Origin of the sequence: Actinoallomurus bryophytorum (assembly GCF_006716425.1) — a bacterium.
GTDB lineage: Bacteria > Actinomycetota > Actinomycetes > Streptosporangiales > Streptosporangiaceae > Actinoallomurus > Actinoallomurus bryophytorum.
Map to the genome: position 1 here is coordinate 305,408 of NZ_VFOZ01000001.1, position 15,543 is coordinate 320,950.

Consider the following 15,543-nt stretch of genomic DNA (forward strand, 5'->3'; position numbering starts at 1 on the left):
TCACCCCGTCTGTGTCCGGGGTGCCGCGGCCATGGCGGCCCCGACGATCCCGGCGGCGTTGTGCAGTTCGGCGGGAACGACGGTGGCGCGCACGTCCTTCAGGTGCGGCAGGAAGTGCTCGGCGTGCCGGCTGACGCCGCCGCCCACGATGATCAGCGACGGCCACACCAGGTCCTCGATGCGGTGGAGGTACTCATCGAGCTTTTCGGCCCACTTCGACCAGCTCCACTCGTGTACCTCTCGTGCGTGCGCGGAGGCCCGCTCCTCGGCGTCCTTGCCACGGATCTCGATGTGCCCCAGCTCGGTGTTGGGCACCAGCCTGCCCTCGGTGAACAGCGCGGTGCCGATACCGGTGCCGAGCGTGACGAGGAGCACGGTGTCCTGCCGGCCGCGCCCGGCGCCGTGCGTCATCTCCGCGACGCCCGCGGCGTCCGCGTCGTTCAGCAGCGTGATCGGCACGCCGCTCTCCTTCGCGAACAGGTCGCGCGCCTGCAGGCCGCGCCACTCGTCGCTGAGGTTGGCGGCGCTGTGGGTGACGCCGTCGATGACGACGCCGGGGAAGGTCACGCCGACCGGCCCGTCCCAGTCGAAGTGACGCACAATGCCCGCGACGGCCTTGGCGACCTCACGAGGCTCGGCGGGCGCCGGTGTGTCCACCTTCAGCCGGTCACGGGTGAACTCGCCGGTCTGGACCTCCACGGGCGCGCCCTTGATGCCGCTGCCGCCGATGTCGATGCCGAGTATCTCCATATGTCATGCGTACACCACGAGACGCCTCCGCGCCCGCACCGGATTCGTCCGGTACGTGACAGACGACTTTTCTGGATGCCGCAGATGAGGGTGAGAGCTCCTGGCTGGTACGGCACGATGGAGTCATGGACGCGAGTCAGGTCACGGCCCTGCGCGGGTTGCTGTCGGCGACCGGCTGGCCGGAGCGCACGCAGGACTTCGCCCGCGCCCTGCGCGCCTCCGCCAAGGTGCCGGGGAGCCTGCTGCTGTTCGGGCCGCCCGACGACGAGCCGTGGCATCTGGCCGCCCACCTCGACGACGAGAGCCGTCTCAACTCGCTGCCGGAGATCTCCCCCACGCTCGTGCGCTGGGCACCGCCGCCCGGCGCCCCCTCCCACCTGCGGATCGGGCTCGACCGGCTGGAGGCGGCGCGGCGCGGTGAGTCGCTGCTCGTGGTCTCGGAGGAGGCCGCTCCGGAGGGGCTCCTGGAGCGGGTCGACGACGCGCGCCGGGTCGGCGCCACGATCTTCACGATGGACGGCGACGACCACGAGCTGCGCGGGCTGGCACACGAGTCGCTGAGCGTCCCGTCGAGCGACACACTGGTCTCCTTCGACGCCGCCCAGCACCTCGTCAGCGCGGCGGCCGGCGAGCCGCGGTCGAGGCGCGGCCTGCGCGACCGGCTGGCCGACCTCCTCGACACGATCACCGGCCCGCCGGCCGGCTGACTACCGCGCGCCGTCAGTCGTCGTTCTTGGACTCCCAATCCTCGTTGCGCTCCTTGGCACGCTGCAGGGCGTTCGTGGCCTCGTTCTCGCTGTCGTACGGACCCATCCGGTCACGGTCCGGACACCCTGGGCCCTGCTCGACCCGCTTGTGCTTGAGGCAGTAGAACCACTTGCCGTCGTCGCTCATCGCCGTCTCCTGATCATGTTGTCATCGTGCCCGTAGGGGCCAACTACACTCCAACACCATGACGACGCAACTCCGGCCCGGCCACGTCTCACCGATCCGCAGTGTTCCCGCGGAGATTCCGCGGCCGGAGTACGTCGGCAAGAAGTTCCCCCGCACCGGTGAGCCCGACGTCAAGACGCCGGAGATCATCGAGAGGATGCGGGTGGCCGGCCGGATCGCGGCACAGGCGATGGCCGAGGTCGCCAAGAACATCACCCCCGGTGTCACCACCGACGAGCTGGACCGCATCGGCCACGAGTACATGCTCGACCACGGCGCCTATCCCTCCACGCTCGGCTACCGCGGCTTCCCCAAGTCGCTGTGCACCTCGCTGAACGAGGTGATCTGCCACGGCATCCCCGACGACACGGTCGTACGCGACGGCGACATCATCAACATCGACATCACCGCGTTCAAGGACGGCGTGCACGGCGACACCGACGCGACATACCTGGTCGGCGACGTGGACGAGGAGTCGCGGCTGCTCGTCGAGCGCACCCGCGAGACACTCGCGCGCGCCATCAAGGCGGTGCGCCCCGGCCGGCGGCTCAACGTCATCGGCCGGGTCATCGAGTCCTACGCCAAGCGGTTCGGGTACGGCGTGGTCCGCGACTTCACCGGCCATGGCATCGGCACGACCTTCCACTCCGGCCTGATCGTGCCGCACTACGACGACGCCGGCGCCGCGACCCTCATCGAGCCGGGCATGACGTTCACCATCGAGCCGATGCTCACGCTCGGCACGATCGAGTACGACATCTGGCCGGACAACTGGACGGTCGTGACGAAGGACCGCAAGCGGACCGCGCAGTTCGAGCACACGCTCCTGGTCACCGACGACGGCGCGGAGATCCTCACCCTGCCGTGAGATAACGGGCGCCGCGGCGGGTACGTACCGCGCCGTGGCGGACAGGCTGGGCACTTACCGGAGCAAGCGCGACAGCCGCCGTACGCCCGAGCCGGTCCCCGAGCAGGGCCCGCTCCCCGAGGGCCGCGACGACACGTTCGTGATCCAGGAGCACCACGCGCGGCGGCTCCACTGGGACTTCCGCCTCGAACGCGACGGCGTGCTCGTCTCGTGGGCGCTTCCCAAGGGTGTGCCGGACGACCCGAAGACCAACCACCTCGCCGTGCACACCGAGGACCACCCGCTGGAGTACGCCTCCTTCGCCGGCGAGATCCCCGCGGGCGAGTACGGCGGCGGCCAGGTGAAGATCTGGGACCGCGGGACGTACGAGACCGAGAAGTGGGCCGAGCGCGAGGTCAAGATCGTGCTGCACGGCGAGCGCGTCTCCGGGCGCTACGTGCTGTTCCCCACCAAGGGCAAGAACTGGATCATCCACCGGATGGACCCGCCGGTCTCCCCCGACGCCGACCCGATGCCCGGCGACGTACGCCCGGTGCTACCCGCCGAACGCAAACGCCTGCCGCAGCGTAAGGACGAGTACGGCTATGAGTTCGCCTGGGGCGGGCGCCGCCTGATCATGTACGCCGACCGCGGGCCGGCACAGGCGCGCGACGTGAACGGCGACCAGGCCCGCGCGCCCCGGGGCCTCGGCGAGGCGCTCGGGTCCCGCCGCGCGGTACTCGACGGCGAGATGACCGGCACGGGTGCCGACGAGACGTACATGATCTTCGATCTGCTGTACCTGGACGGGCGCGCGCTGTTCGACGAGCCCTACGAACGGCGCCGCGAGCTCCTGGGTGAGCTGGGGCTCTCCGGACCGCGCTGGCAGACCGCCCCGTCGTTCGACGACGGCGGCGCGGTCCGCGAGGCCGCACGCGAACAGGGTCTGCCCGGCATCGTCGCCAAGCGTCTCGACGCCCCGTATGACCAGGCCAAGGCCGACTGGCGCCTGATCGCCGTCTGAGTCCTGCTGACCGACGGTAAACGCGCGGATCTTCTCCGGCGCGTCGCGCGGTGTTGAAGGCCCCCGGTTGGTTAAAGTCCCGCGCGTGGCATTTAAGCGGGTAAAGCGAGTGATGTACGGATGATGGGGCATACCCACGCCCTTGCGGGGGCTGTCGCGTGGCTGGGGCTGGTGCCCGCGCTGTCGGAGTACGGGATGAAGATGACGCCTGGTCAGGTCGTGGCCGGCTCCATCGTCTGCGCGGGGGCGGCGCTGCTGCCCGACATGGACCACCAGTCCGGCTCGATCTCCCAGGCGCTCGGACCGGTCACCAAGGTGCTGACCAAGTTCGTCGCCTGGATCTCCGGGGGGCATCGGCACGCGACGCACTCGCTGCTGTTCATGCTGATCGCGATGTTCGGCTGCGACCTTCTCTCCCAGTACTTCCGACCCGGCTGGTGGGTGATCCTCTTCCTGCTCATCGGCCTGGGACTGCGCGGCATCGGCATCCACATCCCCGAACGCGAGCACTTCAACTTCGTGCTGAACGGCGCGATCGCCGGGGGCATCACGTACGTGATGATCGGCATGCGCTTCGCCGGGCCCGGGATCGACCTGTACGTGAACGACTACCGGCTGGGCTGGGCCGGTCTGGCGGTGGGGCTCGGCTGCTTCATGCATGTCTTCACCGACTGCCTCACCCCAGAGGGCTGTCCGGTGTTCTGGCCCGTCAAGACCAGGTTCGAGGTCCCGATCGTGCCGCGTACCGATGGCGTCGTGGAGAAGTGGGTGGTGACGCCGATCCTCACCCTCGGCATGGTGCTCCTGGCGGTCCGCTCGGCGGCCGGCCACTACGCGGCGCACTGGCTGGAGCACAACCGCGGCTGAGCGGAATCCCGGCTGAACACAACCGGCCGGGGGCCTTGGTCCGGCAAAGGATGACCTGGTCAGGCGTGCCGCACGGCTTGCCCTCCACGCTTGCTGGGAACAGCAAGGGGCATGGAGCGAGAAAAGCGGCGCGCCGTGGCGCTGGTCGCCGGGCTGACGCTGGTCGCCGGCTGCGGCAACGGCGTGCGGAGACAGGCGGCACCGGCGGCGGTGACCGCGGGCGCACCTGGCTCCGGCGACGTCCTCGAGCGGCAGTACGAGCAGGTCGTGAAGACCGTGCTGCCGTCCGTCGTGCAGATCAACACCGACTCCGGGCTGGGGTCCGGCGTCGTGTACGACACCAAGGGCGACATCGTCACCAACGACCACGTCGTCGCCGGCGCGCGGCGGCTCCAGGTGACCACGCCCAGCTCCAAGTCGCCGCTGCCCGCGACGCTCATCGGGGAGTTCTCCGCCAACGACCTGGCCGTCGTACGAGTGAAGAACGCGCACCTGACCCCGGCCACGTTCGGCGACTCCAGCCGCCTGGCGGTCGGGCAGATCGTGATGGCGATGGGCAACCCGCTGGGCCTGTCGGGAAGCGTCACCAACGGCATCGTCTCCGCGCTGGGCCGTACGGTCACCTCACAGCGTGAGGGGTCCTTCCCCGGCGCGACGATCGCCGGTGCCGTGCAGACCAGCGCGCCCATCAACCCGGGCAACAGCGGCGGCGCCCTGGTCACCCTGACCAACCAGGTCGTCGGCATCCCGACGCTGACCGTCTCGGACCCGCAGATCGGCGGCGCGGCGGCCGGCATCGGGTTCGCCATCCCGAGCAACACCGTCAAGCTGATCGCCAACCAGCTCATCGCGTCGGGGCGGGTGAAGGAGTCCGGGCGGGCCGCGATCGGCGTCAAGGTACGGACCGTGGTCGACGTGCAGGGCAACGTCACGGGCGTCGGGGTGGTGTCGGTGACGCGGGGCGGGCCCGCGGCGAAGGCCGGGATCGCGGCGGACGACGTCATCCTGTACGTGGGCGGCGTCCGCACGCCGACGACCACCGCGCTGGCCGAGGCGCTCGCCACCCTCAAGCCCGGCGAGAAGGTCAGGGTGGAGATCCAGCGTCCCGACGGCTCGAAGAAGATCGTGACCCTCACGCTCGGCCAGCTTCCGGGCTGACCGCCGGCACCGTCGCACCGTCAGCGACGCTGGATGACCAGTTTGTTGTGCCGGAAGTCCAGCACGACGTTGCCGAAGCGGCACAGCTCGTCGGAGCCCAGCAGCCCGGCGACGCCGATGCCCAGGTCCACGACCGACAGCGACGAGCCGTGCATGGGCAGGCCGCCGAGTGTCCAGCGGTGCACTTTCACCACCGGCACCATGCCGCTTCCCGTCACTCCCTGGACCGGATGCTGCTGCCCGGTGTGCGGCAGGCCCAGGCGGCGTACGAGGCTGCGGTCCACCGAGGAGTTGGAGGATCCGGTGTCGAGGACGAACTCATAGGGCCCGCGGCCGTTGACGCGCATGGGGACGTACACGAGCGTGCCGCCGTTGCCGCGCACGACCCGCATCGGCAGGGTGATCGGCGCGGGCCTGAGCGCCGCCGGCGTGGGCACCGGCGCCGTGACCGTCACCCGGGGGGTCGCCTCCCCCCGGCTCCGCACCGCGTCGACCTGTGCGTCGGCGCAGCCCACGGCGATCTGAAGCGCTGCCGTCAGCAGTAGTCCGGTGAACACGGTGCGGGACACAGGACGGACCTTCCCGCGTGCGGGTCGCCTTACCCGTGATCGTCTGACCTGGTCATCCCTCGATTCCGGCATTCCCCCCGGCCACCTCGGCGCGGACGCGTTCGATCACGGGGGCGAACGTCTCCATGTACGGGCCGTGGACGGTGTAATAGCTGAAGCCGAAGCGCCCGCGGTTACGGATGATCTGCCCGGCCATCTCCTCGACCGTCCCGACGAGGACGAAGGGCGTGTCGAGAAGCTCGTCGGTGGTCATCATCGGTCCGTACCGGTCCAGGACGGCCTCCGCGGCGGCCCGGCGGTCGGCGGTCTCCAGCACCAGCTGGGCCAGCACGTGCCATTCGATCCGGCTGGCCCGCTCACCCGCGACTTTGCGCGCGTACCGCACCCGCTCGGCGGCCTCCTCGGCGGTGCCGATGCGGAAGGTCCCGGGCGGCTGCCCCTTGATCTGGTACGCGCCGGCGATCGCGACGATGTCGGCGTGCTCCGCGGCGATCCGCAGGACCCGGTCGCCGGTACCGCCGACGATCAACGGCGGGCCCGTCCCGTCGAAGCCGCGCCGCTGGACCGGCCGCGGAACCCCGAGGCCCATCGACTCACGTGCCGCCGCCTGCTGCGGGTAGCCGTCGGCCTTGAACAGCCGGCCCAGCTCGCGGATGGTCGCCTCCAGCCGGTCCGCACGCTCCCCGAACGGCTCCCACGGGATGCCGGCCTCCTCGAACTCCCACTTCATGTGCCCGGCGCCCAGGCCCAGCTCCAGGCGCCCGCCGGTGAGGACGTCGGTGGTGATGGCCTCGCGGGCCAGCAGGGCGGGGTTCCAGAACGGGACGTTCAGCACGAGCGTGCCGACGTTCATCCGCTCCGTGGCCGCCGCCGCCGCGACCAGGACGGGGAACGGCGCCTCGTGCCCGAGATGGTCGGCGGCGAACACCGTGTCGTAGCCGTACCGCTCGCCCTGCCGGCACGTCTCGACGAACTTCTCCTGCGAGTCGACGGTGAGGATGTTGAACGAGAACCGGAAGTCAGCCATGACGGCGACACTGCCCGACGTGTCCGCACCCGCGCCAGATCCTTCCGCGAGATAGCCGGATCCGGCTATCCGGTCGTTCCTCTACTCCTTGGGCCGCCGGTCGAGCGAGGCGAGGTAGTCGTTGTAGTCCGACAGCTCGGTGTCGGCCTGGGCCGCCTCGGACCGGTCGGCCTGCCGTTCGAGACGCCGCGCCAGCCGCCGGTCGTCGGCGTACCACTGGAACACCATCGCGACCAGCACGATGAACGTCGGAATTTCGCCGAAGCCCCAGGCGATCCCGCCGCCGGTGTGCTGGTCGGACAGGATCGACGAACCCCAGGTGCGGTGCAGCGCGTTGTACCAGCCGGCGGCGATGGGAGTGCCGATCTCCATCAGCGCGATGCCGAAGAACGCGTGGAACGGCATGGTCACGAACAGCAGGAGCATCTTGGCGATGTAGGGCAGCTTGCGCGGCGTGGGGTCGACGCCGATCAGCACCCAGAAGAAGAGCCCGCCCGACGCGAGGAAGTGCATGAGCATGACCAGATGCCCGACGTGCGCGCGCATCAGGTAGCCGAACAGCGGCGTGAAGTACACCGCGTACGTGCTGACGATGAAGATGACCGTCGCGGTCGCCGGATGGCCGATGAACCGCAGGGCCCGGCTGTGCAGGATGATCGTCAGCCATTCGCGCGGCCCGCGGTCGCCCCGGATCGCGGCCGGCTTCAGCGCGCGCAGCGCGAGCGTCACCGGCGCGCCGAGCACGAGGAGGATCGGGCTCAGCATCGACAGGGTCATGTGCTGGATCATGTGCGTGCTGAACAGCACCGGAGAGTACGTCGCGACCCCGGTCATCGTGACGCCCACGATCGTGACCAGTCCCGCGGCCCAAGAGATCGTGCGGCCGATCGGCCAGGTGTCGCCGCGGCGGCGCAGGCGCACGACCCCGCCGGCGTACAGGCCGCCCAGCACGAGCACGAGCACCGCGAAGAACAGGTCGGGCCGCCACAGGGTGACCAGCCGGCCGATCGTGATCGGCGGCGGCAGGGGGAAGCCGAGCATGCCCGTGACCGGGTCCTCGTCGGCGGTCGAGGCGGGCGGGGCCGTACGGGCCAGCGCGACGGCGACGCCGAGGGTGGCGGCCATCAGGATGACCTCGGCACCCGCCAGCCGGGTGAACGCCCACGGCGTGCGGCTGACGGCCGGCCGGGCGTACCCCTTGGGGTTGTGCGCCATCAGCGCGGGCAGTGTGCGCTCGCGGTGGAAGTACCCGAAGATCCCCAGGACGGTGAAGAGGCCGACCTTGACCAGGACGAGCCGCCCGTAGTCAGTGGTGTACAGGAGCGTGGGGTCGGGCAGCCGGGACACGACGTTGGCGGCGCCGCTGACGCCCACGGCGATGTAGCACCAGAGCGCCATCCGGCTGAACCTCTGGGCCGCCACGCCGAGATGGTCGCCGCGGTGGGCGGCGTGCCAGACGAGCAGCAGCAGCCCGCCGACCCAGGGGGCGAGTGCGACGACGTGCATCGCCAGCGCGCTGATCGCGAGCTCGTGGTTGGGCGACGACGAGGAGTGCCCGGTCAGCGGCGGGGGCAGGATCGCGATGAGCGCGACGACGAGCAGCCCCGCGGCGCTGCCGGGCGTGGCGGCCGTACGGGCCAGGAGCGCGACCAGCGCGGCCAGCAGGACGACGAACATCAGGGCGGTGCCCTGGGGCAGCTGGCCCACGTAGCTGGACAGCTCGCTGCCGCCCACGACCTGGCCCGCCGGTACGCCGAGGATGTCGGAGACCGTGAAGATCAGGGTGGCGGCGGCGCCGGCGGCCCAGACGGCGGCGATCCAGGAGGCGCCCCGCAGGTAGCGGACGGCCTGCGGGTCGAGCACCCCGCGCGTGGACGGGAGGAGCACCGCGGCGCCGAGCAGCACACCGACGGTGAGCGTGCCCCCGGCCTCCATGATGAAGCGCGAGACGGGCAGGCCCCAGCGGGTCAGCGGGCCGGCGTCGGCCAGTCCCGAGATCACCTGCTCGCGCAGCGCGCCGCCGGCGAGACCCGCGATGACCATGGCGAGGACACCCGCGAACGCCGCGGCCGCCGTGATGTAGACCCCTTGCCTACGCATGGGCGCCGCCGGGAGGCGGTACGGCACCCGCGCTCGCCGCGCGAACGGCTTGAGCGGCGGGACGCACCGGGTGACGGGACGCGGCGCGGCGTGAGCGGCGCTCGGTCCGGGGATGGTTCGTCATGGAGGCGGAGGTCGCTCTCTCAGGAATGTGCGGGCGGCGTGGACCTTCCCACCTTATTCACCCCTCGCCGAGAGGCTGCGGCGACTGCTCGATTCGGGGGAAGACGTGGTGCCGGACCGGGGGGGACGGAGAACCCGGCGATCAGCCGGCGGTCTTCGCCCGGCCCGTGGGATCGGCCCGGCTCATGAGGTAGGCGGTGACCAGGACGACGGTCAGGGCGCCGTCCCAGCCGACGGTCTTGGCGGCCTCCGCGATGCCGCCGTGGGCGAGGTAGGCGGCCGTGGTGACGGTCAGCGCCGCCTTGTTGAGGATCACCAGCGCCCAGACCGCGCCGTGGACCCGCGGCCGCACTGCGAGCAGGACGAACAGCCCGCCGCACAGGAACAGGCCGTACATGCGCCAGGTCTGGACGACCAGGGTGGTGTGGTCCGCCGAGGTCACGTCCGAGATCGCGGAGCCGGCCGCGACGAGTGCGGAGATCGCTGCCAGCCCGGTCAGTGCCTGGCCGATGGTCCGCCATCGAGATGATGTGCCGGTCGAGGTCAAAGTGCTCATCGTCCACTTCCCCTGTGCGACGACTTGTCGCGTTAACGGGTACGATGACACGGCCGAAACGTTAATGCAACGATTTGTCGCAAAGGATCCGAGGGGACATGGCCCAGACCCGGCCCGGAGGCCGCACCGCGCGTACCCGCGCGGCCGTGCTGGAGGCGACCATCGACGAGCTCGTCGAGTCCGGGTACGCCGGGCTGAGCATGGAGGCCGTCGCCAACCGCGCCGGCGTGCACAAGGCCACGGTCTACCGGCGCTGGGGCACCCTCGACGGGCTCCTGGTCGACGCCCTCGTACTCTTCGCCGACCGGTCGGTGGCGATGCCCGACACCGGCGGCATCGACGGTGATCTACGCCAGCTCGCACGCTCCGCGCTCGCCGTCCTCGCCGACCGTGCCGGCCAGGCCCTGATCCGGGCCATGGTCTCGGCCGGTCACCACAGCCAGGTCGCGCAGGTCGTCCGCGCGTTCTGGGCCGAGCACACCACGATGGTCGCCGAGATCGTCGCCCGTGCCGTCCACCGCGGCGAGCTGCCCGCCGGCACCCGGCCGGCCGACATATCACGAGCCATCGGGGCACCGTTGTACATGCGGCTGCTCGTCACCGCCGAACAACTCGACCACGAGGCCGCCGACCAGTCCGCCGCGGCCGTCGCCGCCGCCGCCCGTGCGGGCGTCTTCGTCACGCCCTGATCGAAAGCGAGACCGGGCGCCGGCGCCCGCCGGGCGTGACCGTGGCTTCGGGGCGGCAGACGCGACACCCCTTCACTTCGGCCGCGCCGTCAGCGGGTGTCCGGTCCGGGGTCACAGCCCGGCGCAGGTGAGGGCCTGGCGGTACGCCTCGGTGCGGCTTTTCTCCTCGCCTGTACGCGACAGCAGCTCCGCGAGGTTGAACCATCCCTCGGCCACCTCGCGGGAGGGCTCCATCTGCTGCAGGCACGTCATCGCCCGCCCCAGTGCCTCACGGGCCTCCTCCTCGCGGCCGAGGCGTACGCGGGCCTCGGCCAGCACGAGAAGCGCGCCCGCGGTCGCCGGCCTCGGCTCGGTTCCCAGCAGGTCGAGCGCCTCGGCCGCCCGGTCCGCGGCCTTGCGCGGCTGGCCCATGGCGAGCTCGGCACGCGCGAGCTCCGTCAGGCAGCGGGCGATGTCGATCCCGCCGGCGGCCGTGGCGGCCATCTCGCGGGTGGCGCGCTGCAGCTCGTCGCGGGCGCGCTCGGCCTCGTCGGGATGGGCCAGCAGCATCAGGGTCCCGTACTCACCCCGCAGCCGGCTCAGGTTGCGCTGGTCCGCCGCCTCGCCGAGCAGCGCCAGCGCGCGTTCGCCGTACGCCACCGCCTGTTCGAAGTCGGCCTGGTAGCGGGCCACGATGGCGGCCTCCCAGTACGCCGCCATCCGGGCGACGGAGCTGCCGAGCTTGTCCGCGTGCTCGATCAGGCGGTCGGCGAGCTGGCGTCCGCTGACCAGGTCACCGCGCTCCAGGTACGCGCCCACGAGGGTCGCGCCGAGCTTGACGGTCTCGTCGCTCCACGGGCCCGGCCTGGAGATCACGCGGGCGAAGGCGCCCTCGGCGACCGCGACGCTGCGGGCGGCGTCGCCCTGCTCGCGGTGGCAGCGGGACATCGCGATGTTCAGCCGGATCCACTCTTCGGTGTCGTAGTCCGGCGACAGCACCGCGGCCAGGGCGGCGAACTCGTGGAGCGCCTCCTCCAGGTCACCGGTCGCCTCCAGCGCGAGGGCGTGCCCCCACCTGGCCCGGCGGGCGTAGTCCGGCAGGGAGACCAGGTCCGGGTCGGCCAGCAGCTCCGTCAGCCGGTCGCGCGCCTCGGCGGCCTCGCCGTTCTGCAGCGCGATCTCGGCGTATTCCAAGGTCACGCGCATCCTGTCCTGCGCGTCCTCGTCGATGCCACTTGACAGATATGACGCTGAACATCCGAGTTTACGGGCGAGCAACCGAACGACATCGGGCGTGGGGATGCGCTTACCGCTCTCGATCAGGGAAACGTAGCTATCGGACAGCTCTGGAAGGGCCAACTGCGCCTGTGACAGGCCCTGACGAATCCGGGTCGACCGGATTCTGTGACCGAGTGATCCTTGACTATCCACATTGACCCGCTTTTACTCGAATGTTATAGATGGAGTGACTTTCGCATGAATCGACTCAAGAGAGCCGCCGCCACGCTAGTCGCCGTAACCGGTATTTCGCTCGCCATCGGGAGCACTCCCGCGGTGGCCGTCACCAGCGTCGAACACGGAGGCTCCCCCGGCGTGTTCCACTGCTGCTGACGTCCTACTCTTCAAAAGGATAGGTATCTCCGGCTTCTTCCAGAAGCATCTACGGAAAAATGCCGGAGATGCGTCGGCGGGGACCCGTGTTGGACCGGGCCCCGCCCAGCGACCATATCGGGAGATCTCGCCAAAGAGCGCCGCGGGATTCGTGAGATCGTCCCTGTCTCTTTCTCGTACGCGCCTGCTCTACTGCCCTCAGGCCGGGTAGGGACAGGAGGTGGATGTCGTGACGAAACAGCACGATCCGCGCGCAAGGGAAGGCGCACCAGTTACCGGGCGCTCCTTCGCGGGCGGTGTCGGTGACAGCGCGCCACGCCCGGACGGGGTGCTGAAGGTGAGGGGCGCGTTCGCGTACTCCTCAGATCTCTGGATGGACGGGATGCTGTGGGGCGCGACGCTCCGCAGCCCGCACCCGAGCGCCGGCATCCGCGGCATCGACGTCACCGAGGCGGTGAAGCTGCCCGGCGTGCACGCCGTGCTCACCCACGAGGACGTCCCCGGCGCCAAGCACTATGGCCTGGAGCTCAAGGACCAGCCCGTACTGGCCATCGACCAGGTCCGCTACCAGGGCGAGGCGGTCGCCATCGTGGCCGCGGACCACCCCGAGACCGCCCGTCGCGCCTGCGACCTCATCGTGGTGGACTACGACGTACGCGAGCCGGTGACCGACGCGCGGGCGGCCGCGCTCGACCCGGCCTGCCCGAAGGTGCACGAGCGCGGCAACGTCGTTCGCCACCAGCCCGTACGCACCGGCGAGACCTTCACGGCCGAGGTCGTCGTGACGGGCGAGTACGAGGTGGGCATGCAGGACCAGGCGTTCCTCGGCCCGGAGTCCGGACTCGCCGTGCCGGCCGAGGACGGCGGCGTCGACCTGTTCATCGCCACCCAGTGGCTGCACGTCGACCAGGAGCAGATCGCACCCGTCCTGGGCCTCCCCGAGGACAAGATCAGGCTGACCCTGTCCGGCGTGGGCGGCGCGTTCGGCGCACGCGAGGACCTGTCCATGCAGATCCACGCATGTCTCCTCGCCCTGTACACCGCGCGGCCCGTCAAGATCGTCTATGGCCGTGAGGAGTCGTTCTCCGGCCACGTACACCGCCATCCGGCCACTCTCCGCTATGAGCACGGCGCCGATCGCGACGGCCGGCTCGTGTACGTCAAGGCGGAGATCATCCTGGACGGCGGGGCGTACTGCTCCTCCACCCCGGCGGTGGTCGGCAATGCCGCCTCGCTCGGCGCCGGCCCGTACGACGTGGCGAACGTCGCCGTCGACGCCTACGGCGTCTACACCAACAACCCGCCGTGCGGCGCGATGCGCGGCTTCGGCGCCGTACAGGCGTGCTTCGCCTACGAGTCGCAGATGGACCGCCTCGCCGAGGCGTGCGGGCTCGGCCCGATCGAGATCCGCGTGCGCAACGCGCTGTCCGAGGGCTCGCGGCTGCCCACCGGGCAGATCGTGGACATGCCCGCGCCCCTCACCGACATGCTGCGCCGCGCGGAGGCGTTCCCCATGCCCCGGGCCACCGGCGCCCTCGACCTGCGGAACCTGCCCGGCGGCGTCTCCAACACCACGCACGGCGAAGGCGTCGTCCGTGGCGTCGGGTACGGCATCGGCATCAAGAACATCTGCTACTCCGAGGGATACGACGACCTGTCCACCGCGCGGGTACGCCTGGAGGTCTCGGGCGGTGAGGTCACCGCGCTGGTGCACACCGCCGCCGCCGAGGTCGGGCAGGGCCTGGTCACGCTGCAGGCGCAGATCGCGCGGACCGAGCTCGGCGTCGAGCGGGTCACGGTCGCGCCCGCCGACACCACCGTGGGATCGGCGGGATCGTCGAGCGCGTCGCGCCAGTCGTACATGACCGGCGGCGCGGTCCGTGCCGCCTGCGAGGCCGTACGCGAGCGGGTGCTCCGCCTCGCCGGGATGCCCGGCGGCACCCTGACGGGCGAGCACGTCGTGGCCGGCGACCGCTCGGTACCGCTGGCCGAGGTGCTCGGGGACCGGTTCGTCGAGGAGACACGGGAGTTCCACCACCGGCCCACGACCCCCCTCGACCCGGTCACCGGGCAGGGCGACTCGCACACGCAGTTCGCGTTCTGCGTGCACCGGGCGGTCGTCGACGTGGACATCGAGCTGGGCCTCGTCAAGGTGGTCGAGCTGGCCGCGGTGCAGGACGTCGGGCGGATCCTCAACCCGATCGCGCTGGAGGGCCAGATCCACGGCGGCACCGCGCAGGGACTGGGCCTCGCGCTGATGGAGGAGATCCAGGTACGGGACGGGCGCATCCGCAACCCCTCGTTCACCGACTACCTCATCCCCACGATCCTGGACATGCCGCCGATGAGCCTGGAGATCCTGGAGCACCCGGACCCGCACGCGCCGTACGGGCTGCGCGGCGCGGGCGAGCCCCCCACGCTGTCCTCGACGCCGGCGATCGTGGCCGCCATCCGGGACGCGTGCGGCGTGCCGCTCAGCAGGGTGCCGGTACGCCCACAGGACATCCTGGCCATCGTGGACACGGGCCACCGGACGCCCGCCGCCCCGGCCTGACGCGTATACCGCGTCGCGGCACACCGGGTCGCTCGCCTACTCTGCTCCGCATCAAGCATGATCGATCGGAGGCCCGCAGTGCTCGTACACCCTTGGGATTCGGCCGACGACAAGGAGTGGCGGGCCTGGCTCGCCGATCGCGACTTCGGCCAGCTGATCGCCGGCGGACGCGGGCGCGACGTGCCGGTCGTGGTCCCCACCCATTTCGTCTTCGACGGAGAGCGGACGGTCTGGCTCCATCTGGCCCGGCCGAACCCGGTCTGGGAGCCGCTCACCGAGCACCCGCGCGCGCTGCTGACCGTGGTCGACGACTACACCTACATCCGCTCGGACTGGAATGCCGACCCGGGCGGGCCGGTCGAGCGCGGCGTGCCGACCTCCTACTACGCGACCGTGCAGTTGACCTGCGACGTCCGCGTCATCGACGACCCGACGGAGAAGGCCGGGCTGCTCGACCGGCAGCTGGCCCACTTCGAACCGGGGTCCGCGCGGCTCCCCGTGTCGGCCGATGAGGACCCGGACCGGCGGCTGCTGCCCGGCATCCGCGGAATCGAGCTGACGGTCACCGACGTGCGGGCCAAGTTCAAGTACGGCGGCAACAAGGAGGCCGACCACGTACGGGAGATCGCCGACCGGCTGGAGGAGCGCGGCACGCGTGCCGACATCGCGGCACGCGACCACGCGTTGCGCCGCGTGTAGATAGCGTTAAGAACCTGGTGTGCCGGGAAGTCTGGTCGGCGCTGTCCTTGGTGATCC

15 protein-coding genes are annotated in these 15,543 nt (G+C 70.8%); 8 read left to right on the forward strand and 7 right to left on the reverse strand.

Going from position 1 to position 15,543, the window contains the following annotated elements:
* Entirely contained in the window at positions 1 to 750 is a 750-nt protein-coding gene (gene ppgK, locus FB559_RS01495) for a polyphosphate--glucose phosphotransferase (RefSeq protein WP_141952442.1), read from the reverse strand.
* 125 nt (positions 751 to 875) lie between these two features.
* On the opposite strand from ppgK, the gene FB559_RS01500 reads away from it, so the two are divergent.
* Positions 876 to 1,457 (forward strand): hypothetical protein, encoded by a 582-nt coding sequence (locus FB559_RS01500; protein ID WP_141952444.1) that lies wholly within the window; start codon positions 876 to 878, stop codon positions 1,455 to 1,457.
* A 13-nt stretch (positions 1,458 to 1,470) separates the two neighbouring features.
* On the opposite strand, the gene FB559_RS43575 is transcribed toward FB559_RS01500, so the two are convergent.
* The gene (locus FB559_RS43575) at positions 1,471 to 1,644 is read right to left on the reverse strand and encodes a hypothetical protein (RefSeq protein ID WP_185791999.1); all 174 of its coding nucleotides are present in this window, start codon (positions 1,642 to 1,644) and stop codon (positions 1,471 to 1,473) included.
* Positions 1,645 to 1,702: 58 nt separating this feature from the next.
* Here FB559_RS43575 and map point away from each other — a divergent pair, with 58 nt between their 5' ends.
* From map to FB559_RS01520, 4 genes are all read left to right on the forward strand, one after another.
* Positions 1,703 to 2,551 (forward strand): type I methionyl aminopeptidase, encoded by an 849-nt coding sequence (gene map / locus FB559_RS01505; protein ID WP_141952446.1) that lies wholly within the window; start codon positions 1,703 to 1,705, stop codon positions 2,549 to 2,551.
* A 34-nt stretch (positions 2,552 to 2,585) separates the two neighbouring features.
* On the forward strand, positions 2,586 to 3,554 hold the full coding sequence (locus tag FB559_RS01510; protein ID WP_141952448.1) for a DNA polymerase ligase N-terminal domain-containing protein: 969 nt from the start codon (positions 2,586 to 2,588) through the stop codon (positions 3,552 to 3,554).
* A gap of 120 nt (positions 3,555 to 3,674) precedes the next feature.
* The gene (locus FB559_RS01515) at positions 3,675 to 4,421 is read left to right on the forward strand and encodes a metal-dependent hydrolase (protein WP_185792000.1); all 747 of its coding nucleotides are present in this window, start codon (positions 3,675 to 3,677) and stop codon (positions 4,419 to 4,421) included.
* Positions 4,422 to 4,532: 111 nt separating this feature from the next.
* Complete coding sequence (locus tag FB559_RS01520) at positions 4,533 to 5,579, forward strand: S1C family serine protease (RefSeq protein WP_141952450.1); 1,047 nt, start codon at positions 4,533 to 4,535, stop codon at positions 5,577 to 5,579.
* Between the two features lie 20 nt (positions 5,580 to 5,599).
* Here FB559_RS01520 and FB559_RS01525 read toward each other — a convergent pair whose 3' ends face one another.
* The 4 genes from FB559_RS01525 to FB559_RS01540 form a co-directional block, all read right to left on the reverse strand.
* The gene (locus FB559_RS01525; protein ID WP_141952452.1) at positions 5,600 to 6,148 is read right to left on the reverse strand and encodes a retropepsin-like aspartic protease; all 549 of its coding nucleotides are present in this window, start codon (positions 6,146 to 6,148) and stop codon (positions 5,600 to 5,602) included.
* A 52-nt stretch (positions 6,149 to 6,200) separates the two neighbouring features.
* Entirely contained in the window at positions 6,201 to 7,175 is a 975-nt protein-coding gene (locus FB559_RS01530) for a TIGR03621 family F420-dependent LLM class oxidoreductase (RefSeq protein ID WP_141952455.1), read from the reverse strand.
* A gap of 81 nt (positions 7,176 to 7,256) precedes the next feature.
* Entirely contained in the window at positions 7,257 to 9,275 is a 2,019-nt protein-coding gene (locus FB559_RS01535) for a bifunctional copper resistance protein CopD/cytochrome c oxidase assembly protein (protein ID WP_141952457.1), read from the reverse strand.
* A gap of 265 nt (positions 9,276 to 9,540) precedes the next feature.
* Positions 9,541 to 9,954 (reverse strand): hypothetical protein, encoded by a 414-nt coding sequence (locus tag FB559_RS01540; protein ID WP_141952459.1) that lies wholly within the window; start codon positions 9,952 to 9,954, stop codon positions 9,541 to 9,543.
* Positions 9,955 to 10,052: 98 nt separating this feature from the next.
* On the opposite strand from FB559_RS01540, the gene FB559_RS01545 reads away from it, so the two are divergent.
* Positions 10,053 to 10,643: a TetR/AcrR family transcriptional regulator gene (locus tag FB559_RS01545; protein ID WP_141952461.1), complete on the forward strand. Its 591-nt coding sequence runs from the start codon at positions 10,053 to 10,055 to the stop codon at positions 10,641 to 10,643.
* A 111-nt stretch (positions 10,644 to 10,754) separates the two neighbouring features.
* Here FB559_RS01545 and FB559_RS01550 read toward each other — a convergent pair whose 3' ends face one another.
* The gene (locus tag FB559_RS01550; protein ID WP_141952463.1) at positions 10,755 to 12,053 is read right to left on the reverse strand and encodes a helix-turn-helix domain-containing protein; all 1,299 of its coding nucleotides are present in this window, start codon (positions 12,051 to 12,053) and stop codon (positions 10,755 to 10,757) included.
* Positions 12,054 to 12,561: 508 nt separating this feature from the next.
* On the opposite strand from FB559_RS01550, the gene pucD reads away from it, so the two are divergent.
* A complete protein-coding gene (gene pucD, locus FB559_RS01555) occupies positions 12,562 to 14,787 on the forward strand; it encodes a xanthine dehydrogenase subunit D (RefSeq protein ID WP_246122375.1) in 2,226 nt (741 codons plus the stop codon).
* 78 nt (positions 14,788 to 14,865) lie between these two features.
* Positions 14,866 to 15,486, forward strand: a complete 621-nt coding sequence (locus tag FB559_RS01560; RefSeq protein ID WP_141952467.1) for an FMN-binding negative transcriptional regulator — start codon at positions 14,866 to 14,868, stop codon at positions 15,484 to 15,486.
* Positions 15,487 to 15,543: the final 57 nt, after the last annotated feature.